Annotated in this window: 20 protein-coding genes and 1 tRNA gene; 16 read left to right on the top strand and 5 right to left on the bottom strand. The window is 73.2% G+C overall.

The window, feature by feature from the left end:
• Positions 1-59: 59 nt before the first annotated feature.
• The 6 genes from SOY78_RS09290 (at position 60) to SOY78_RS09265 (ending at position 5,359) form a co-directional block, all read left to right on the top strand.
• Complete coding sequence (locus SOY78_RS09290) at positions 60-1,130, top strand: nucleoside hydrolase (protein WP_141843721.1); 1,071 nt, start codon at positions 60-62, stop codon at positions 1,128-1,130.
• Between the two features lie 80 nt (positions 1,131-1,210).
• Positions 1,211-2,044 (top strand): aldo/keto reductase, encoded by an 834-nt coding sequence (locus SOY78_RS09285; RefSeq protein ID WP_141843723.1) that lies wholly within the window; start codon positions 1,211-1,213, stop codon positions 2,042-2,044.
• 131 nt (positions 2,045-2,175) lie between these two features.
• Positions 2,176-3,099 carry a phage holin family protein gene (locus tag SOY78_RS09280; RefSeq protein ID WP_182488556.1) on the top strand — a complete coding sequence of 308 codons (924 nt, stop codon included), beginning with the start codon at positions 2,176-2,178 and terminating at the stop codon, positions 3,097-3,099.
• Between the two features lie 151 nt (positions 3,100-3,250).
• Complete coding sequence (locus SOY78_RS09275; protein WP_310734738.1) at positions 3,251-4,183, top strand: CDP-alcohol phosphatidyltransferase family protein; 933 nt, start codon at positions 3,251-3,253, stop codon at positions 4,181-4,183.
• Positions 4,065-5,240, top strand: coding sequence for a glycosyltransferase (locus tag SOY78_RS09270; RefSeq protein WP_324701935.1), 1,176 nt, complete (start codon positions 4,065-4,067; stop codon positions 5,238-5,240). The genes SOY78_RS09275 and SOY78_RS09270 overlap by 119 nt, the downstream gene beginning before the upstream one ends.
• Before the next feature lie 45 nt (positions 5,241-5,285).
• Positions 5,286-5,359: transfer RNA gene (locus tag SOY78_RS09265), tRNA-Ile, on the top strand.
• A 61-nt stretch (positions 5,360-5,420) separates the two neighbouring features.
• On the opposite strand, the gene SOY78_RS09260 is transcribed toward SOY78_RS09265, so the two are convergent.
• Complete coding sequence (locus tag SOY78_RS09260) at positions 5,421-6,305, bottom strand: C40 family peptidase (protein WP_324701461.1); 885 nt, start codon at positions 6,303-6,305, stop codon at positions 5,421-5,423.
• Positions 6,306-6,603: 298 nt separating this feature from the next.
• Positions 6,604-7,611 carry an IS481 family transposase gene (locus tag SOY78_RS09255; RefSeq protein WP_324701460.1) on the bottom strand — a complete coding sequence of 336 codons (1,008 nt, stop codon included), beginning with the start codon at positions 7,609-7,611 and terminating at the stop codon, positions 6,604-6,606.
• A 127-nt stretch (positions 7,612-7,738) separates the two neighbouring features.
• Between SOY78_RS09255 and SOY78_RS09250 the strand changes: the two genes are divergently transcribed.
• Positions 7,739-8,935, top strand: coding sequence for a glycosyltransferase (locus SOY78_RS09250; RefSeq protein ID WP_270617902.1), 1,197 nt, complete (start codon positions 7,739-7,741; stop codon positions 8,933-8,935).
• On the opposite strand, the gene SOY78_RS09245 is transcribed toward SOY78_RS09250, so the two are convergent.
• Positions 8,871-9,545, bottom strand: a complete 675-nt coding sequence (locus tag SOY78_RS09245; RefSeq protein WP_225348382.1) for a M23 family metallopeptidase — start codon at positions 9,543-9,545, stop codon at positions 8,871-8,873. The two genes, SOY78_RS09250 and SOY78_RS09245, sit on opposite strands and share 65 nt — an antisense overlap.
• Positions 9,546-9,949: 404 nt before the next feature.
• On the opposite strand from SOY78_RS09245, the gene rpsB reads away from it, so the two are divergent.
• From rpsB to SOY78_RS09200, 9 genes are all read left to right on the top strand, one after another.
• Complete coding sequence (gene rpsB, locus SOY78_RS09240) at positions 9,950-10,843, top strand: 30S ribosomal protein S2 (protein WP_324701459.1); 894 nt, start codon at positions 9,950-9,952, stop codon at positions 10,841-10,843.
• A 103-nt stretch (positions 10,844-10,946) separates the two neighbouring features.
• Positions 10,947-11,783: a translation elongation factor Ts gene (tsf, locus tag SOY78_RS09235; RefSeq protein WP_225348383.1), complete on the top strand. Its 837-nt coding sequence runs from the start codon at positions 10,947-10,949 to the stop codon at positions 11,781-11,783.
• A gap of 208 nt (positions 11,784-11,991) precedes the next feature.
• Positions 11,992-12,759 carry a UMP kinase gene (gene pyrH / locus SOY78_RS09230; RefSeq protein WP_002857706.1) on the top strand — a complete coding sequence of 256 codons (768 nt, stop codon included), beginning with the start codon at positions 11,992-11,994 and terminating at the stop codon, positions 12,757-12,759.
• 53 nt (positions 12,760-12,812) lie between these two features.
• A complete protein-coding gene (frr, locus tag SOY78_RS09225) occupies positions 12,813-13,370 on the top strand; it encodes a ribosome recycling factor (RefSeq protein ID WP_036314042.1) in 558 nt (185 codons plus the stop codon).
• A 25-nt stretch (positions 13,371-13,395) separates the two neighbouring features.
• Positions 13,396-14,232: a phosphatidate cytidylyltransferase gene (locus SOY78_RS09220; protein WP_141843731.1), complete on the top strand. Its 837-nt coding sequence runs from the start codon at positions 13,396-13,398 to the stop codon at positions 14,230-14,232.
• Between the two features lie 49 nt (positions 14,233-14,281).
• Positions 14,282-14,881, top strand: a complete 600-nt coding sequence (locus SOY78_RS09215; RefSeq protein WP_136940025.1) for a DivIVA domain-containing protein — start codon at positions 14,282-14,284, stop codon at positions 14,879-14,881.
• A gap of 155 nt (positions 14,882-15,036) precedes the next feature.
• Complete coding sequence (gene pdhA / locus SOY78_RS09210) at positions 15,037-16,191, top strand: pyruvate dehydrogenase (acetyl-transferring) E1 component subunit alpha (RefSeq protein ID WP_324701458.1); 1,155 nt, start codon at positions 15,037-15,039, stop codon at positions 16,189-16,191.
• Positions 16,192-16,199: 8 nt separating this feature from the next.
• Positions 16,200-17,255, top strand: coding sequence for an alpha-ketoacid dehydrogenase subunit beta (locus SOY78_RS09205; protein ID WP_052007009.1), 1,056 nt, complete (start codon positions 16,200-16,202; stop codon positions 17,253-17,255).
• On the top strand, positions 17,252-18,679 hold the full coding sequence (locus tag SOY78_RS09200; RefSeq protein WP_324701457.1) for a dihydrolipoamide acetyltransferase family protein: 1,428 nt from the start codon (positions 17,252-17,254) through the stop codon (positions 18,677-18,679). The genes SOY78_RS09205 and SOY78_RS09200 overlap by 4 nt, the downstream gene beginning before the upstream one ends.
• 105 nt (positions 18,680-18,784) lie before the next feature.
• Here the strand turns inward: SOY78_RS09200 and SOY78_RS09195 are convergent, their stop codons facing one another.
• The gene (locus SOY78_RS09195) at positions 18,785-19,258 is read right to left on the bottom strand and encodes a GNAT family N-acetyltransferase (protein WP_217564821.1); all 474 of its coding nucleotides are present in this window, start codon (positions 19,256-19,258) and stop codon (positions 18,785-18,787) included.
• Positions 19,259-19,362: 104 nt separating this feature from the next.
• Positions 19,363-20,010 carry a TetR/AcrR family transcriptional regulator gene (locus SOY78_RS09190; protein ID WP_217564823.1) on the bottom strand — a complete coding sequence of 216 codons (648 nt, stop codon included), beginning with the start codon at positions 20,008-20,010 and terminating at the stop codon, positions 19,363-19,365.
• Positions 20,011-20,088: the final 78 nt, after the last annotated feature.

Genomic DNA, 20,088 nt, shown 5'->3' with positions numbered 1-20,088 from the left:
ATCCGGGGAGGACCGCGCCTGATCGGTCGGGCGGTCGCGACGGCACTACAGTGGCCGCCGTGACCGCCCGCCTCCTCGCCGACGTCGACACCGGCATCGACGACGCCTGCGCCCTGCTCCACCTCGTGGGCGCCCATCGCCTGGGTGTCGGCCCCGAGCTCGCGGCCATCACCACCACGGGCGGCAACGCGACCGCCCGGGACTGTGCCCTGAACACGGCCGCAGTGCTGGACCTGGCCGGCCGGGCCGAGGTCGAAGTGGCCGTCGGTGCCGAGGCCCCGCTGCGCCGCCCCGCGGTCACCACCCCGGAGACCCACGGTGACGGCGGTCTCGGCCATGCCCGGATCGATCGGCGCCCCGAGCGGCTCTCGCCCCGGCCCGCCGTGGACGTGTGGCTGGACGAGCTGCGGGCCCACCCCGGGGAGACGACGATCCTCTGCACCGCGCCGCTGACGAACCTGGCCCTCGCCCTGCGCACCGAGCCGCGCCTGCCGTTCCTCGCCCGCGGCATCGTGATCATGGGCGGCTCCTTCTATCATCCGGGCAACACCACGCCCACCGCCGAGTGGAACACCTGGGTGGACCCCGACGCCGCGAAGGAGGTGTTCGCGGCCGTCGAGGGCCTGCCCGAGGACCGCCTGCCGATCGTCTGCGCGCTCGAGACCACGGAGCGGATCGAGTACACGCCCGCCCTGCTGGACGGCCTCCTGGCCGACGCCGGCGCCCACCCCGTCGGCTGGTCCGCGGACCGACCGCGGGTCGCCGGGCCGGACACCGCCACCGGCAGCCCCGTCCTGGACGTGCTCGCCGACGCGCTGCGCTTCTACTTCGAGTTCCACCACGACTACGACCAGGGCTACATCGCGCACCTGCACGACCTTTTCGCCGCCCAGGTGGCCGCGGGCCAGGCCCGCATCGCCACGCGGGCCACCGTCGTCGACGTCGAGGCGGACTCGGAGCTGCTGCGCGGCACCACCGTCCAAGACACGCGGGACATCTGGGGCCGGCGCCCCAACGCCCGGCTCGTCACGGCCAACGACCCCGCTCAGGTGTTCGCGGCCTTCGCCCGCGCGGTGGGCGCCGTCGTCGCGGGGGAGCGCACGCCCGACGGCGGCGCCTCGGGCCGGTGACCGCCGTCGGGAATGCCCCCCGCCCGCGCGAGGTTGCACCCGATGCATCCGCCCGACCCCGACCCTCCAGGAGCTCCCTCATGACCGACGTTCCCACCGTCCCCTTCCACGACGGCCAGCAGATCCCGCAGCTCGGGCTCGGCGTGTGGCAGGTCGAGGACGACGTCGCGGCCGACGTCGTCGAGCAGGCGATCCGCGCCGGCTACCGCCACATCGACACCGCCGCGATCTACGGGAACGAGGAGGGCGTGGGCCGCGGCATCGCCGCGTCCGGCGTCGCCCGCGAGGAGCTGTTCCTCACCACCAAGGTGTGGAACTCGGACCAGGGCTACGAGGAGGCGCTCGCCGCCCTCGACGTCTCGCTCGACAAGCTCGGCACCGACTACGTCGACCTCTACCTCATCCACTGGGCCAAGCCGGCGCAGGGGAAGTACCTGGACACCTGGAAGGCCCTGATCGAGGCGCAGAAGCAGGGCAAGGTGCGCTCGATCGGCGTCTCCAACTTCCCGGCCGCCCAGCTCGAGGAGATCATCGAGGCCACCGGCGTGGTGCCCGTGATCCACCAGGTCGAGACCCACCCGTACTGGCAGCAGCGCGAGCTGCGCGAGGTCGAGGGCCGCCACGGCATCGTCCACGAGTCCTGGTCCCCGCTGGGTCAGGGCGGCGACCTCCTCGCCGACCCCGTGGTCACGGAGATCGCCGAGGCCCGTGGCGCGACGCCGGCCCAGGTGGTCATCGCGTGGCACCTCGCGAAGGGCTTCGTGGTCATCCCCAAGTCCGTGACACCCGAGCGCATCGTCTCGAACCTCGAGGCCGCGGGGGTGGAGCTGACCGCCGACGACGTCGCCCGGATCGACGCCCTCGACCGCGAGGAAGGCCGCCTCGGCCCCGACCCGGCGGTCATCGACTTCTGATCCAGCCGTCACCGCGCGCACCCGGCCCGTCCCCCTGGGGGCGGGCCGGTGATAGTTTTGCTCGAGAATGCCCGGTGGCCGCCGCGCCGCCCGGGCGCATCTGTCCAGGCACTCCACGGAAGGCATGCACCATGTCCCACCAGGCTCCCCCCGCCGAGGCGTCGAAGGTCCGCGCGCCGCGGACCGCCGTCCCGGTGACCCCGCAGACCCGCGCGAGCTCGCTGACCGATCTGCTCGGCGCCGTCGTGCGCCTGTTGCCCCTGCAGATGAAGGACGAGCTCGCGCTCGCCAAGGGACACGTGGCCGCGAAGGGCAAGAAGGCCGGCATCGGCGCCGGCGTCGCGGTGGTGGGTCTGTTCTTCCTCGCGCTCATGGTGGTCGCCCTCGTGGTGACGCTGATCGGCGCCTTCGCCGACCCGACCTTCTGGTTCCCGGCGCTCATGGTGGCGTTGGCCTTCCTCGTGCTCGGCCTGATCTTCGCCGGCGTCGGCCTCGTGATGGTCAAGGGCGCCATGCCGCTCGTGCCGCAGGAGACCGTGCGCAACCTCGAGTACGACCTCGGCTACCTCAAGGAGGGCAACGCCTTCGACCCGGCCGAGTACGACCGCCTCAAGGCGGAGCGTGCCGAGGCCAAGCGTGTGGAGGCCGCCCGCGAGGCCGAGCGGAAGAAGGTGGAGAAGGAGGAGAACAAGAAGGCCCGCAAGAACGGCGAGGCCGCTCCCCATCCGGACCGCGGCGACGCCAGCGAGGCGGAGATCCGTCGCCGTGCCGACCTGCGCCGCCGCCACCTGGGCGACATCCGCTCCGGCCTGGACGAGAAGACCAGCGTGAAGGGCCAGCTCGCGGCCTTCGCCGCGCAGCGCAAGGGTCGCGGCGTCACCCCCGAGACCGCACACGCCACCGAGCAGACCGCGCCGTTCACCAGTGCCGCCCGCGCGGGGGAGCGGACCGCCGAGGCCGAGGACTACGTGAAGGACAACTGGCAGCCGCTCGCGCTGCTCGGCGCCTCCTCCGCCGCGTTCGTGGCGCTCGCCGGCCGCCTGCGCCGCCGCTGATCCGAGGGCGCCCGCCCTCCCCAGCCCCCGAGGCCCCGATCCCCACGGATCGGGGCCTCGTCGTCTGCGGGGAGGGGCGACGGCGTCGGTAGGCTGGGCGTGTCGGGCGCCCGGCGGGGGCGTCCGCCCGCGGACCCTGGAGGAGCGACCCATGCGTGTGATCGACGTCGGCCTGCGCGAGGGCCACGAGTACCGCGTCCGCGACACCTGGCTGACCGTGCCCAACCTCATCACCCTGGCCCGCTTCGCCCTGGTCCCGGTGTTCGTGTGGCTCACCGTCGACGGCCGGCACCTGGACGCGTTCGTGATCCTGGCGGTGCTCTCCGGCACGGACTGGGTGGACGGCTACGTGGCGCGCCGGTTCGACATGATCTCCACGGTCGGGCGGTGGCTCGACCCGGTGGCGGACCGCCTCTCCCTGCTGGTGGTGGCCGTGACGTTCGTGGCCACCGGCATCGCCCCGCTCTGGCTCGCCCTGGCCATCGCGATCCCGGACCTCGTGCTCGCCGCCGTGTGCCTGTGGCTGTTCGGCGGCAGCCCGGATCTGCCGGTCACGGTCCTGGGCAAGGTGCGCACCGCGCTGCTGCTGGTGGGCACGCCCCTGCTGCTGCTCGCCCGTGTGCCGGGGGTCGACGGCGGCCCGTGGAGCGGCGTGGCCCTGGCTCTGGTCGGCGCCGGTTGCCTGCTGCACATCCTCGCCGCGGGGGGACTACCTCGTGCGCGCGGTGGGCAAGGCCCGCGGCCTGCGGGCGGACGGTCAGGACCCGCGCGAGCACCCGTCCCGCCGGGGCTGACCCCCTCGCGCATCCTCGTGCCGGCGCCGACGGTTGCTACCGTGGGACGCGCGCCGTGCCCGCGGCCGATCCTCACGGCACGGGCCGGGCGCCGTCGTGCCATCGCCACCACAGAGAGGGACCGCCGTGTCCGACCGTCCCGGGATCGCCGCCGACCGCCCCCTGAAGGTGCTGATCGCCGCAGACACCTATCCGCCGCACGTCAACGGGGCCGCCACCTTCGGCCACCGCCTCGCCACGGCGCTGCACGCGCGCGGCCACGAGGTCCACGTCGTGATGCCGCGCAGTGACGCCGGCCCGGACACCGTGGAGCACCGGCCGGAGGCCACCGTGCACCTGCTGCGCTCCCTGCCGGCGCCGACGCACGAGTACTACCGTGTGGTGCTCCCGCGGCACGCCAAGACCTCCTTCCGCCGCATCTACCGCGAGGTCCAGCCGGACGTCGTGCACGCCCAGTGCCACTACATGATCGGCGAGGCCGCCATCAACGAGGCCGAGCGGCGCCGCATCCGGATCGTCTCCACGAACCACTTCATGCCGGAGAACCTCGAGCCGTTCCTGCCGTTCCCGCAGTGGTTCCTGGACATCGTCTCCCGGGTGTCGTGGAAGGACATGGGTCGACTCATGGGCAAGGGCGCGGTGGTCACCACCCCCACGGCCCTCGCCGCGCAGGCCATGGCCGAGCACGCCGGCCTGGACAACGTCCTCCCGGTCTCCAACGGCATCGACGCGAGCGCCTACGAGCTGCAGCCGGGGGAGAGGGTGGACCATCCCGGCCATCCGGTCGTGCTCTTCGTGGGGCGGCTGGCCGTGGAGAAGAACGTGGAGGTGCTGATCCGTGCGATCGCGCACCTGGCCCGCACCCGTCCCGACCTGGACGTGCACGCCGAGATCGTCGGCGACGGCGAGCAGCGCGACCGCATCCGTGCCACGGTGGACGAGGAGGGGGCGGCCGACCGCGTCCTGCTGCGCGGCCACGTCTCCGAGGAGGAGCTGCGGGCGGCCTACCTGCGCGCCGACGTGTTCTGCCAGCCGGGCACGGCGGAGCTGCAGTCCCTCGTGACCCTCGAGGCGCTCAGCGCGTCCACCCCGGTGGTCCTCGCGGACGCCCTCGCGTTGCCCCACCTCGTGGACGAGGGCGTCAACGGCCACCTCTTCCCGCCCGGGGACCACGTGGCCCTGGCCGATCGGATCGCCCGGATCCTCGACCTCTCGGACGCGGACCGCGCCGCCATGGGCGAGGCGTCCCACGCGAAGGCCCTGCATCATTCCGCCCAGAAGACGGTGGACATCTTCGAGCGCCTCTACCGCGGCGCGACGGCCGCCGAGGTCCGCGCGATGCTCTGAGCCCTGTCGGTAGGATGGGCGGGTCCCGCGCGATGCCGCGGGGGAGGGGCGTTAGCTCAGTCGGTCAGAGCAGGGGACTCATAATCCCTGGGTCGCGGGTTCAAGTCCCGCACGCCCTACAGAAAACGGCCCCCGGCCGCGCGGTATGGCGCGGGCCGGGGGCCGTCGTCGTGCCGGTGCTCAGTAGCGGGCGGCCACCGCGAGCATGTCGGACTTCATGATCGTCGTGGAGGTGAACACCAGGCCCGCGTCCTCGTTGAGGGCGTGGGCGAGCTGGCCGCCGCCCATGTACATGGCCGTGTGGTAGATGCGGCCGGTGGACTGGTTCGCGTAGAACACGAGGTCGCCGGGCTGGGCCTGGGAGATCGGCACGTAGGACTTGGCGGCGAGGTACTGGTCGCCGGCGCGGCGCGGGATGGAGATGCCGGCCTGGGCCATGGCCTGCTGGGTGAGGCCGGAGCAGTCGAAGCCGGAGGGGCCGTTGCCGCCCCACACGTAATAGGAGGACGGGTTCCGGACGGCGGAGCGCACGTAGTCGACGGCAGCCTGCTTGGACGCGGGCGCCGGCGCAGGGGCGGGGGTGCTGGAGTTGGAGACCGAGGTGGTCTTCAGGACCATCCCCGGGTGGAGCATGGTCGAGGAGCTCATGCCGTTGATGGACTGCAGGATCGAGGCGGACACCCCCGTGCGGTAGGAGATGATCCACCAGCCGTCGCCGGCCAGCACGGTGTAGGTCGAGCCCGAGGTGGACGGCGCCGGGGCCGGGGTCGGGGCCGGGGTGGCGGTGCCGGAGGTCTTGAGGACCATGCCGGGGTGCAGCACGGTCGCGGCGGTCATGCCGTTGAGCGACTGCAGCGTGGACATGGAGACGCCGGTGCGCTGGGCGATGATCCACCAGCCGTCGCCGGAGCGGACGGTGTAGGTGGTCTCGGCGGCCTGGGCGGTCTCGGCGACGGACACGGTGCCGACGCCGGTCAGGGCGGCGGCGCCCAGGGCGAGCGCCACGGAGGCGGCGGCGGTGCGGGGGGCGCGACGCGCGGCGGCGTGCGGGGAGGTCACAGACATCAGATCTTCTTCCCGGACAGGACCTGCGGCCCGTGAGGGTGGTGCCTCGGGGCGGTGCCCGGAACGAGGCCGGACCGCGGGTGCGAGTTGACGAGCAGTGCGGATGACCGGGTACGCGAGGATGCGGAGGAAGCCCCGGTGTGGCGGACCAGTCGTAACCGATCCGTGATCAAGATACACGATCGTTATCGAAACGCAATCAGAAATTCGGATGACGCCCAGGTGGCCGCACGGTGCTCGACACCCCCCGCTCGGCACCCTCCGTGCGTGGCTGCCCGGGCCCCGTTCCGACCCGGCGCTAGCTGTAGGAGGGCATGACGTTGTTGACTCGGGCCGGTGCCAACGAGGCCGGAGGAGCGTCTCCGCAGGAGGTATGAGGCCGATGGTAGTTGTAGTGGTTCACCCACACCGCCAGGGCCTCACGCCGAGCTTGCTCTGAGGTGTAGGGGCGGGCGTAGAGGACCTCATCGACCATCAGCCGGTTGTACCGCTCGACCTTCCCGTTATGGCGCGGGGTGTAGGGTCGGATCCGGTGATGCCGGCCCCCGAGCGAGACCACCTTCGCGGTGAAGTCCGCAGCCCGATAGTTGTTCCCGTTGTCCGTGATCACCCGGTCCACGGTGATGCCGTGGGCGGCGAAGAACGCCCGCGCCCGGCAGTAGAAGCTCACGGTCGTGGCCGCCCGCTCGTCCTCCAACGCCTCGGTGTAGGCCAGGCGGGTGTACCCGTCGATCGCCGAGTGCAGGTAGGTGTAGCCGACCCGCCGGCCAGGCCCGCGCTTGGAAGCACGGCCTGCTTCACTTTCACGTCCGTGGGTGCGCCAGCCGCCCCCGTCTGGGATCTTCCCGATCTTCTTCACATCCAGGTGCACCATGTGCCCCGGCCCTCTCGCGGTGATCTTCTGGGGTCGTTGGCGCAGGTCTTCTCCGGCCGGGGTCAGGTCCCGTAGGCGGGAGATCCCGAGTCGGTGCAGCCACCGTCCCACGGTGCGCAAGCACAGCTGGTGGCCCTCGGAGACGAGGTGGTGATGGATGCGCCGTGCGGACCACTTGCGCTCCCGCCGCAGGGCGTGGATCTGGGCGACCAGGACCGGATCGAGCTGGGCAGGTGAACGGTGCGGCCGGCTGGGCAGGTCCTGAAGGCCGGCTTCTCCCTGGGCGCGGTAGCGGGCGACCCAAGTGGCCACCGTGGGCAGGCTCACCCGGAACTCGGCGGCCACGTGTGCCTGCGGGATCCCGTCGTGCAGGTGGCGGTGGACCATCCTGAGACGGCCGGTCGGGGTCAGGGGTGCGTTAGCGTGAGTCATGAGTGGGTCTTCTCGGGCAGGTCGGTGGTGTAGGAACTTCCATCCTGCGGGAGAGGCCCACTCGTCTCATCTCAGCCCGGTACCCATGTCAAGAACCTCATGACCCACAACAGCTAGCGTGGTCCGGGTGAGCCCCTCCCGCCCCCTGCGCCTGCTGATGGACGCCCGCTACACCCGCACCGACTTCCACGACGGCATCTCCCGCTACGGCGCGAGCCTCCTCGAGGCGGTCGCCCGCCGGGCCGCCGCACCGGGCCCGGCGGGGGTCGACGTCGAGGTCGCGATGCTGATCTCGGACGAACGACAGCTGGCCCTGCTCCCGGACGGCGTGCCGTGGCACCTCGTCTCCGGCCCCACCTCCCCACGCGAGCCGTTCGTGGCCCGTCAGGTCGCGCGTCTGCGACCGGACGTCGTCTTCTCGCCCATGCAGACCATGGGGTCGTGGGGGCGGGACTACGCCCTGATCCTCACGCTCCACGACCTCATCTACTACGAGCACCGCACCCCGCCGCGGAACCTGCCCGAACCGATCCGCTGGCTCTGGCGGGCCTACCACCTGACCAAGACCCCGCAGCGGCTCCTGCTCGACCGCGCGGAGGCGGTCGCCACGGTCTCCCGGACGACGGCGGAGCTCATCGCCCGGCACCGTCTCACCCGGCGTCCGGTCCACGTCATCGCGAACGCGGCGCAGGCGGTCCCGGAGCCGCGGGACCCGGACGAGACCCCGGAGCGCACGCTGCTCTACATGGGCTCGTTCATGGACTACAAGGACGTCGAGTCCCTCGTGGCCGCCGCGCCGCTGCTGCCGGGCTACACGCTGCACCTGCTCTCCCGCATCAGCCCGGAGCGCCGCGGGCAGCTCGAGGACCGGTTGGCCGAGCGTCGTGCCGTCGCAGGGGCCGACGGCGCGGACGTGGTGTTCCACGACGGCACCGACGAGGCCGAGTACGTGCGCCTGCTCCGCCGGGCCACCGCGGCCGTCACCCTCTCCCGCGCTGAGGGCTTCGGCCTGCCCGTGGCCGAGGCGATGGCCCATGGCACGCCGGTGGTGTGCTCGGACCTGCCGATCTTCCGCGAGATCGCCGGCGCGGGCACCCCGTCCTTCCGGGGTGTCCCGCTCGAGGGGGACCGGGCGGCCGCGCTCGCGGCCCGCGTGCGGGAGCTCGAGGACCCCGCCGAGTTCGCCGCGGCCTCCCGGGCGAGCGTCGCCCAGGCGGCCCGGTTCAGCTGGGACGAGTCCGCTCGCCGACTCCTGGACCTCACGGCCGCGCTGGGTGCGGCGCGGCGTGCGGCCAGAGCACGGACGGACCGCTCCAGCCGATGAGCACCAGCGGGTCGAGGTAGCGATCGAAGGCCGCGTCCCCCACCCGCCAGCCGTCGGGCTCCCGCACGCCCCAGTGCACGCACGCCCGCGTGCAGTGGGGTGGCGCCCCGGCCAGTCGCCCCACCGGGTCGCCTGCGGCGACGACGGCCCCCACGGCGACATCCGCCTCCACCGGCTCGAGGGAGCTGCGGGTCCCGTCCGCGTGCTCGAGGGTCAGCACGGGGCGGTCGACCACGACCCCGGCGAACACGACCCGGCCCGCCGCCGGCGCCTGGATCGGAGCCCCGGTCTGCACGGCGAGGTCCACGCCCCGGTGCCCCCGACTCCACGGTCGCTCGGGTGCGACGAACGCGCGGAGCACGTCATCCGGGGCGGCGCCGGCGACGGGCGGGTGCCACGCGACCGGCGCGGCCGTCGCGCCCGGACCTGCCGGGGACGCCGCGACGAGGAGCAGCGCGTCGCGCGTGGACGGTGCGGGCGTGGCCCGGGACGCGGGGCCGAGGTCGCCCATCTCCAGGGCGAGGACGAGCCAGGCGAGCAGGGCTGCCGCGACGCACCCCGCGATGCGCGGACGCGGGAGCGGACGGGGGAGGAGCGTACGAGGGGTCATGGCATCAGCCTGGCGTTCCGGGCGGCCGCGTGGCAGGCCCGCAGTCCCACCGTGGAGAGCGCCCGCCGCACCGGCCCCTGTGCAGGAGTCGGCGATGGGAGCGGGCGCCCACCTGGGGTAGGATTCACCTCAGCGGTGTCCTGTGGCCGGCCCTGTGCTGTGCCCCGGACGCCGACTCCGCGCATCGCGGTGGGTCGCTTCAGCGGCCCAGCCCCCACGCTCGGTCCCGTCCCCGCCGTCCTCCTGGAGAGGACGTCGGCGCGGGTGCTCGTGGGGCCCGGCAGCCCGCCGTCGTGATGCCAGGGGCCGCCCGACCGGGCCGGCCGCCAACCGTCAAGAAATCGACCGGCAGACCGCCCGCGCGTGAAGCGCGGGGTGCCACGGCTGCCACAGAAGGGAACGTCATGCCCGTCGTGACCATGCGCCAGCTCCTCGACTCCGGTGTCCACTTCGGCCACCAGACCCGCCGCTGGAACCCCAAGATGAAGCGCTTCATCTTCACCGAGCGCAACGGCATCTACATCATCGACCTCCAGCAGTCGCTGTCCTACATCGACCGCGCCTACGAGTTCGTCAAGGAGACCGTCGCCCACGGCGGCACCATCCTGTTCGTCGGCACCAAGAAGCAGGCCCAGGAGGCCATCGCGGAGCAGGCCGGTCGCGTGGGCATGCCCTACGTGAACCACCGCTGGCTCGGCGGCATGTTGACCAACTTCTCCACCGTCTCCAAGCGCGTGCAGCGCATGAAGGAGCTCGAGGAGATCGACTTCGAGGACGTGGCCGGCTCGCAGTTCACCAAGAAGGAGCTGCTGCTGCTCAACCGTGAGCTCGAGAAGCTGCAGGCCAACCTCGGCGGCATCCGCAACATGGCCAAGACCCCCTCCGCCGTGTGGGTCGTGGACACCAAGAAGGAGCACCTGGCCGTCGACGAGGCCCAGAAGCTCGGCATCCCGGTCGTCGCCATCCTGGACACCAACTGCGATCCGGACGAGGTCGCCTACCCGATCCCGGGCAACGACGACGCCATCCGCTCCGTGAACCTGCTGACCCGCGTGGTCGCGGACGCCGTCGCCGAGGGCCTGATCGCCCGTCAGGGCGGCAAGTCCGGCCAGGCGGCCGCCGAGCCGATGGCCGAGTGGGAGCGCGAGCTGCTCGAGCAGCACAACGCCCAGCCGGCCGAGCAGGCCGAGGCCCCTGCCGCCGAGGCGCCGGCCGAGCAGGCCGAGGCCCCCGCCGCCGAGGCGCCGGCCGAGCAGGCCGAGGCCCCCGCCGCCGAGGCCGCCCCGCAGGGCGAGTGATCCCGGCCGGTCCGTCGGCCTGGCCCCACCCGGCCGGGCCGACGGGCCGGTTCAGACCCCGAACATCCCGCACAACCCACACCACGGGAAGGACCGAACGAGCATGGCGAACTACACCGCTGCTGACATCAAGGCCCTGCGCGAGCGCACCGGCGCCGGCATGATGGACGTGAAGAAGGCTCTGGACGAGGCCAACGGCGACGCCGAGAAGGCCATCGAGATCATCCGCGTGAAGGGCCTCAAGGGCGCCACCAAGCGCGAGGGCCGCTCCGCCGCCGAGGGCCTCGTGGCCGCGACCGTCGAGAACGGCGTCGGCGTCATGATCGAGCTCAACTGCGAGACCGACTTCGTGGCCAAGGCCGACAAGTTCATCGCCCTGGGCGACGTGGTGCTGCGCGCCGCCGTCGCCTCCGGCGCCACGGACGTCGACGGCCTGCTGGCCTCCGACTACGAGGGCCGCACCCTGGGCGACTACGTGACCGAGGAGGGCGCCCTGCTGGGCGAGAAGGTGGCCGTGCGCCGCCTGGCCCGCGTGGAGGGCGCCTACGTGGACGCCTACCTGCACAAGACCTCCAAGGACCTGCCGGCCCAGGTGGGCGTGCTCCTCGCCGTGGACGCCGACTCCGCCGAGGCCAAGACCGCCGCGCACGACATCGCCGTGCACGTCGCGGCCTACTCGCCCACGTACCTCACCCGTGAGGACGTGCCGGCCGAGACCGTCGAGAACGAGCGTCGCATCGCCGATGAGACCGCCCGTGCCGAGGGCAAGCCGGAGCAGGCCCTGCCGAAGATCGTGGAGGGCCGCCTGACCGGCTTCTTCAAGGAGATCGTGCTCGTGGACCAGCCGTTCGCGAAGGACCCGAAGCAGACCGTCGGCAAGGTCGCCTCCGACGCCGGCACCAACGTCACCGGGTTCGCCCGCTTCCGCGTCGGCAACTGACCGCCGCACCCGGACCGGCCGCTCCCGGTCCACGCCCCGCGGGGGCGTAGGATCGGGAGCGACCCGAGGTCCACTCCGGCGCCGGATGGCGCCGACGACCATCGCATGACGGGGTGGCCGCCCCGACCGGGCGGCCACCCCGTCCGCGTGTCCGCCCCCGGGACGGCCGTCCCCGGCCCGACCCCCCACCGACCAGGAGATGCTTCCCATGGAGACGAACCGCGCCCCCGAGGACCCGACCACCGCCCACGCCCCGCAGACCTCGGACGACACCGGCCGCCGTCGCGTGCTCCTCAAGCTCTCGGGCGAGGTGTTCGGCGGCGGCAAGATCGGCGTGGACCCGGAGACCGTCCGCGGCATCGCCGAGCAGATCGCCGCCGCGGCGGACCAGGTGGAGATCGCGATCGTCGTCGGCGGCGGCAACTTCTTCCGTGGCGCCGAGCTGTCCGAGAACGGGATGGACCGCCGTCGGGCCGACTACATGGGCATGCTCGGCACCGTGATGAACTGCCTGGCCCTGCAGGACTTCCTCATCCAGGCCGGGGTCACCACGCGCGTGCAGTCCGCCATCCACATGGAGCAGGTGGCGGAGTCCTACATCCCGCTGCGCGCCATCCGCCACATGCAGAAGGGCCGCGTCGTGATCTTCGGCGCAGGCACCGGCCTGCCCTACTTCTCCACGGACACCGTGGCGGCCCAGCGTGCCCTCGAGGTCGGGGCGGACGAGGTCCTGATGGCCAAGTCCGGCGTGGACGGCGTCTACACCGCGGACCCCAAGAAGGACCCCACCGCCGAGCGTCTCACGCACCTGACCTACGACGAGGCGCTGCTGCGGAACATCCGCGTGATGGACCTGACCGCCATGACCATGTGCAAGGACAACGACCTGGACATGCGCGTGTTCGGCATGGAGGGCCCGGGCAACGTGACCCGCGCCCTGCTCGGCGAGCCGATCGGCACCACCGTCACCGTCTGAGGCGCGCCGCGTAGGATGGCGGCAGACCTGTTCCACCACACCGAGGAGACACCGTGATCCAGGAGACCCTGCAGTCCGCCGAAGAGCAGATGGACCGCACCATCGAGGCCACGCGTGAGGACTTCGCCTCCGTGCGCACGGGCCGCGCCAACCCGGGCCTCTACTCCAAGGTGATGGTCGACTACTACGGCTCGTTCACCCCGCTGCAGCAGCTGGCGTCCTTCACCACCACGGACGCCCGCACGCTGCTCATCACCCCGTTCGACCAGTCGGCCCTGCGCAACATCGAGAAGGCGCTGTCCGAGTCCGAGGTCGGCGCGAACCCGTCCAACGACGGCAAGGTCATCCGCATCGTGATGCCGGAGCTGACCGAGGAGCGCCGCAAGGAGTACGTGAAGCTGGTCAAGTCCAAGGCGGAGGAGCACAAGATCTCCGTGCGCAATGCCCGCCGCAAGGCCAAGGAGGCCATGGACAAGGCCGTCAAGGACGGCGAGGTCGGCGAGGACGAGGGTGCCCGCGGCGAGAAGGAGCTGGACGCGCTCACCAAACGCCACGTCGAGCTCATCGACGAGATGGCCAAGAACAAGGAGCAGGAGCTGCTGGAGGTCTGAGCCTCCCGCCGTCCGCGCTCGCCCCATGACCTCCGCCGTGTCCACCTCGCCCGCACCCCCGCGCGGCGGCCGCGACCTCAAGTCCGCCGTCCTCGTGGGGGTGGGGCTGCTGGCGACGGCCCTGGTCGGCCTCTTCTGGCTCGACTGGCTGCTGGTCCTCCTCGTGGTCGCCCTGCTGGTCGGCGCGGTGTCCGAGATCGCGACGGCGGTACGCGGCATCGGCCTGGACGTGCCGCGGCCCCCGCTCTGGGTGGCTGCGGCGGTCCTGCCGCTCACGGCGTGGCGGTGGGGGGTGCCCGCGCTGTTCGTCGCCCTCGTGGCGTGCCTGGCCCTGGTGGCCGTGTGGACGGCGCTGACGCGCCGGCGCCCGGCGGGCCAGTTCATGCTCGCGGGCGTGTTCATCGTGCTGTGGGCGCCGTTCCTGCTCTCCTTCGCCGCGGCGCTCCTGGACGAGCCGCTGGGGCACCGCATGGTGGCGGTCCTGTTGCTGATGGTGGTCTCCAACGACACGTTCGGCTACATCGTGGGCTACCGCTTCGGCCGCACCCCGATCGCCCCGCGCATCAGCCCCAAGAAGTCCTGGGAGGGCCTGGCCGGCTCCCTGGCGGGCTCGGTGCTGGTGGGCGTCGTCGCCGTCCCCGTGCTGGTCGGCCAGCCGTGGTGGGTCGGCGCCGTCCTCGGCGTGACCATCGTCGCCGCCGCCACCTCGGGGGACTTCTCCGAGTCCATGGTCAAGCGTGAGCTCGGCATCAAGGACATGTCCTCCGCCCTGCCCGGCCACGGCGGCGTGATGGACCGCCTGGACTCCCTCGTGTTCGCCGCGCCGGTGGCCTACACCGTGCTGGCGCTGCCCCTGACCTGATCCACCCCTCGACCCGGCACGTCCGGGACTCACACCGCAGGAGACGCCCATGACCCCCCGCACCACCCCGGACGCCGAGCCGGTCTTCGAGCTCGTCGAGCAGGACGAGATCGGCTACGAGACCACCCACGTGGACGCCTTCATGGCGCGTGCCCGTGAGGCGCGCGACGGCGGTGCCCCGCTGACGGCGGAGGAGGTGCGCCAGGCCCGCTTCGCGACCGTCAACGGCGGCTACGCCACGGACGAGGTGGACGACGAGCTGGACCGCCTCGAGGAGGAGCTGGCCGCCGCCGAGCGTCAGGCCTTCGTCGCCGAGCGCGGGGACGAGGACTGGGCCGCAGACCTCGAGGAGCGCGTGGCCGAGCTCGTGGCCCGCGCCGACCGGGCCCCGGCGGAGCGCTTCCGCCGCCCCTCCCGCGCGGACGCCGTGAGCTACGACGTGGACCAGGTGGACGCGCTCGTGGACCGCCTGCGCGTCACCCTGGCCGGCGCGGAGGGCTCGACGGATCCCGACGCCGAGGGCGGGCTGACCGCGGACGACGTGCGCCGCGCGTCGTTCGGCGAGGCGGAGGGTGCCGCCGGCTACGAGGAGGGCCAGGTCGACGCCTACCTCGACGCCGCCGTCGACGTGCTGCTGCGCCGCGCCTGACACCCGGCCCTCGCGCGGCGGCCCCGGGAGAGTGGCGCAGATCACACTGAAGTGATTACAATCACACCACCGAGGCGCCGCGCGCTCCACCCCTGCTCGCGCATGCGTACAACTCCCTCGCCCCGCACCGTGGGCGTCGATCGGAAGGCAGTCCAGTGACCCTCGTGGACCACACCCGTCCCACCGGCGGACAGTCCGCCGGCTCTCCGCCCCCGGCGGGCCCGGCCGAGGCCGTGATGCTCCAGGTGCTCGACACGGAGGGCCGCCGCCGTCCGCAGCCGGAGCTCGACCCGTGGATCGAGGACGTCGACGCCGACGCCCTCGCCGCGCTGTACCGCCAGATGGCCGTGGTCCGGCGCCTCGACGTCGAGGCCACGCACCTGCAGCGTCAGGGCGAGCTGGCCCTGTGGCCGCCGCTGCTGGGCCAGGAGGCCGCCCAGGTGGGCTCCGCCGTCGCGCTGTGCCCGGACGACTTCGTCTTCCCGTCCTACCGCGAGAACGGCGTGGCCCTGCTGCGCGGCGTCCCCGCGCTGGACCTGCTGCGGGTGTGGCGCGGCTCCACGTTCTCGAGCTGGGACCCGAACGAGACGCGGGTGGCCACCCAGCAGATCATCATCGGCGCGCAGGCCCTGCACGCCGTCGGCTATGCGATGGGCGTCCAGCGGGACCAGGCGGACGTCGCCACGATCGTCTACTTCGGCGACGGCGCCACGAGCCAGGGCGACGTCAACGAGGCCATGGTCTTCAGCGCCTCCTACCAGGCGCCCGTGGTGTTCTTCTGCCAGAACAACCACTGGGCCATCTCCGAGCCCGTGCGCCTGCAGACCCGCCGCAGCATCGCGGACCGCCCGTGGGGCTTCGGCATCCCGTCGATGCGCGTGGACGGCAACGACGTCCTGGCCGTGCTCGCCGCGACCCGCGCCGCCGTCGAGCGCGCGGCCGACGGGGGCGGCCCCACCTTCATCGAGGCCGTCACCTACCGCATGGGCCCGCACACCACCGCGGACGACCCCACCCGCTACCGGGACGACGCCGAGCTCGAGGCCTGGAAGGCCCGTGACCCGCTGACCCGCGTGGAGGCGCACCTGCGCACCCTCGATGTGGACGTGGACGCCGTGCTCGCACAGGCCCAGGCCGAGGCCGACGAGCTGGCGGCGGAGGTCCGCCGTGCCCTCGAGGCGCTCGAGGAGGACGGCGCGGACAGGCTCTTCGACGAGATCTACGCCGAGCCCCACCAGGAGCTCGAGCGGCAGCGCCGCGAGCACGTCCTCTACCTGCAGCAGTTCGACGACGAGGAGGCGGGCGCGTGAGCGAGCGCATGACCTTCGGCCGGGCGATCAACCGCGGTCTGCACCGTGCCCTGGCCGACGACCCCAAGGTCCTGCTCATGGGCGAGGACATCGGCGCCCTCGGCGGCGTGTTCCGCATCACCGACGGCCTGCAGGCCGAGTTCGGCGAGGACCGGGTGCTCGACACCCCGCTGGCCGAGTCCGGCATCGTGGGCACGGCCATCGGCCTGGCGATGCGCGGCTACCGGCCCGTCGTCGAGATCCAGTTCGACGGCTTCGTGTACCCCGCGTTCGACCAGATCGTGGCGAACCTGGCCAAGCTGCGCGCCCGCACCCGTGGCGCCGTGCCGATGCCGGTGACCATCCGCATCCCCTTCGGCGGCGGCATCGGCTCCCCGGAGCACCACTCCGAGTCGCCCGAGGCCTACTTCCTGCACACCGCGGGCCTGCGGGTGGTCTCCCCGTCCTCCCCGCAGGAGGGGTACGACCTCATCCGCGCCGCGATCGCCTCGGAGGACCCGGTGGTCTACCTCGAGCCCAAGCGGCGCTACCACGACAAGGGCGACGTGGACCTGGACGTCGCGATCCCCCCGATGAGCCCCGCCCGCATCCTGCGCGAGGGCCGGGACGCCACGCTCGTGGCCTACGGCCCGCTCGTGAAGACCGCCCTGCAGGCCGCCGAGGTGGCGGCCGAGGAGGGCGTCGAGGTCGAGGTGGTCGACCTGCGCAGCCTGTCCCCGCTGGACACCGGCCTCGTCGAGTCCTCGGTGCGGCGCACCGGCCGGCTCGTCGTGGCGCACGAGGCGTCCCGCACCGGCGGCCTCGGCGCCGAGCTCGTGGCCACGGTGGCCGAGCGCGCGTTCCACTGGCTCGAGGCCCCGCCGGTGCGCGTCACCGGCATGGACGTGCCCTACCCGCCGTCCAAGCTCGAGCACCTTCATCTGCCGGACCTCGACCGCATCCTCGACGGCCTGGACCGTGCTCTGGGCCGACCGAATTCGCTGGACTCCGTGGACGCGTTCGCCGTCCCCGAGACCGCCGAGCAGTTCCTCGCCGCCCAGAACGCCGGGGAGGAGACCCGATGAGCCAGAAGACCTTCCGCCTGCCCGACCTCGGCGAGGGCCTGACCGAGTCCGAGATCGTGACGTGGCGCGTGGCCGAGGGCGACGCGGTGAGCGTGAACCAGGTGCTCGCCGACGTCGAGACGGCCAAGGCCGTGGTCGAGGTCTCGAGCCCGTTCGCGGGCGTCGTCGCGGCCCTGCACGGCGCCGAGGGTGAGACCCTCGAGGTCGGTGCGCCCCTGGTGACCTTCACCCTCGAGGGCACCGAGCCCGACGTCGGCGGGCCCGCCGAGGGTGACGGCCGCGTGCCCACCCTCGTCGGCTACGGCGCCGCGCCGGACACCGGCAAGCCCGGCCGCCGTGCGCGGCGCGGCTCCGCGGCCCCGGCGACGTCGGCCGCCCCGGCGGGTGAGCCCGCCCGCGGACAGGCGCCGTCCACGTCGGAGGCGGCCCCGGCCGGCGCCGGGCGCCCGCAGCCCGAGGCCGCCGAGCCCGCCCGCGCGGACGCGGCGTCGGGCGCGGTGTCGGACGAGCGGCCCCGGTGCACTCCGCCCGTGCGCCTGTACGCGCGCCGCGCGGGCGTGGATCTGGAACAGGTCACCGGCACCGGTGCGGGCGGGGTCATCACCCGCGCGGACGTCGAGGCGTTCCTGGCCGGGGGCGGGCAGCCCGCGGCCGCGGCGACGCCGCCGCAGTCCGGCGCCGAGTCGGCTGCGACCGGGGGCGTCCGCACCCTGGGCGGCCGCCCGCGCACCGAGGCCGTGCCGGTCAAGGGCGTGCGCAAGGCGACCGCGGCGGCCATGGTGCAGTCCGCGTTCACCGCCCCGCACGTGACCGAGTTCCTGCAGGTGGACGTCACCGAGACCATGGAGCTGCTCGCCGAGCTCAAGGCCTCCCGCGAGTTCCGGGACGTCAAGCTCACGCCCATGACGCTCGCCGCCAAGGCGTGCCTCGTGGCGATGGAGCGCACCCCGGACGTCAACGCCCGGTGGGACGAGGCCGCCGGGACGATCGTCCAGCAGAACTTCGTGAACCTCGGTTTCGCCGCCGCCACCCCCCGCGGGCTGATGGTGCCGAACGTCAAGGACGCCCAGGCGATGAGCCTGAGGGAGCTGGCCGACGCCATCCGCGATCTCACGGGCCTCGCCCGCGAGGGGCGGCTGTCCCCGGCGGATCTGGCCGGCGGCACCTTCACGCTCACGAACGTCGGGGTGTTCGGCGTGGACGCGGGCACCCCGATCATCAACCCGGGTGAGGGGGCGATCATCGCGATCGGCCAGGTCCGGAGGATGCCGTGGGAGCATCGCGGCGAGATCGCCCTGCGGGACGTCATGACGCTGTCCCTCTCGTTCGACCACCGCTTCGTGGACGGCGAGCAGGGCTCGCGCTTCCTCGCGGACGTCGGCGCGATCCTGCGCCGCCCGGGTCTGACCCTGGCCATGGTCTGACGGCCCCGGACGCGCCGCGGCCCTGCCGCCCGGGCACCGGGAGGCGGGGCCGTCGTCATGGCAGGCCGGTGCGGCCGCCGACACGGCGGGGGCCGCGGGGCGTGCTCAGTCGGCGGCGGGCAGCTCCATCACGAGCTCGGTGATGACCTCGGCGCGGGCGTTGGAGAAGACCCTCTCCTCGCCGACGGTCTCGAAGCCGCGGCGGGAGAGCACCTTCACGGAGCCCACGTTGTCCTCGGGCACGTGCGCCCGCAGCGGGCGGGCGGTGTGCTCCTCGAGGAACCGGTCCACGGCCGCGGTCGTCAGGCCCAGGCCCCAGTAGTCCTGCGCGGTCCAGAAGGACAGCTCGCCCACGCCGTCCTGCTCGGTGCATACGAGCGCGCCCACGGCGCGGCCCTCGTGCTCGATGGTCCGCACGATGGTGTCCTCGTCCCCGAGCAGGTGGGCCCAGTGGTAGTCGAAGACGCCGCGGTCCCGGGGGTTGCGGGGGGCGAAGGCGGACATCAGGTTGGCCTGCTCGTCCTGCTGGTGGAGGAAGAACTCGTCCAGATCCTCGGGTCGGACGTCACGAAGAAGCACGGCGGTGGACCTCTCGGGGCGGGGTTCGACGGCGTCCGCCGTCGCGGGTACCGGCCACCGTACCACCGGGCACGACGCCGGCCCGCCGGGCCGGTGCCGCCCGCTCAGTCCTCGCCGGACAGCGGCCCGGGGGCCGTGGCCGCGGCCCAGGCCATGGCCACGAGGGTCGCGCGGCGGGCCGCGCGGTCGGCTGCGGTGCGCCGCACCGAGCGGGGGGTGGAGTTGAGCAGGCCCAGCACGGCCTGGGCGCGGAACACGGCGGTGGCCTGGTCCTCGTGGGGGTGGACGACCTGCAGCTGGCGTGCCCACACGTCGATGTAGGCGCGCTGGGTGCGCGTGATGGCCGTGCGCGCGCCGTCGGGCAGGGCGGACATGTCGCGGTCCTGCACGCGGATCACGTCGCGCTGGGCGAGGGCGAAGTCCGCCTGGAAGCCGATGAGGGCCCGCAGGGTCTCCGCCCCCGGCGCGTGCTGCGCCTCGGCGGCCAGCCCGCCGTCGAGCAGGTCCTGCGAGGCCGTGTCGAGGATCGCCGTGAGCACGGCGGCCTTGCCGGCGAAGTGGCGGTAGATGGCGGGGCCGCTGATCCCGACGGCGGCGCCGATGTCCTCGAGGCGGACCGCGTCGAAGCCCCGGGCCGCGAACAGTCGCGCCGCGGCCGCGAGCAGGTCCACCCGGCGTCGGGCCTTGGCGGCCTCCCGGGCGGTCGGCGGGGTCGCCGGGGCGGTGGGGGACGCGGGATCGACGGCGGGCATGGGATCCACTGTAGGACGGGACGAGGCGCGCCGGGCGCCCGGTCGACGTCAGTGACGATCGTCACTACACTGAGGCTC

Source organism: Micrococcus sp. HOU01 (assembly GCF_035609305.1).
Taxonomy (GTDB): domain Bacteria; phylum Actinomycetota; class Actinomycetes; order Actinomycetales; family Micrococcaceae; genus Micrococcus; species Micrococcus luteus.
This window is presented reverse-complemented; position numbering and strand designations above follow the sequence as displayed.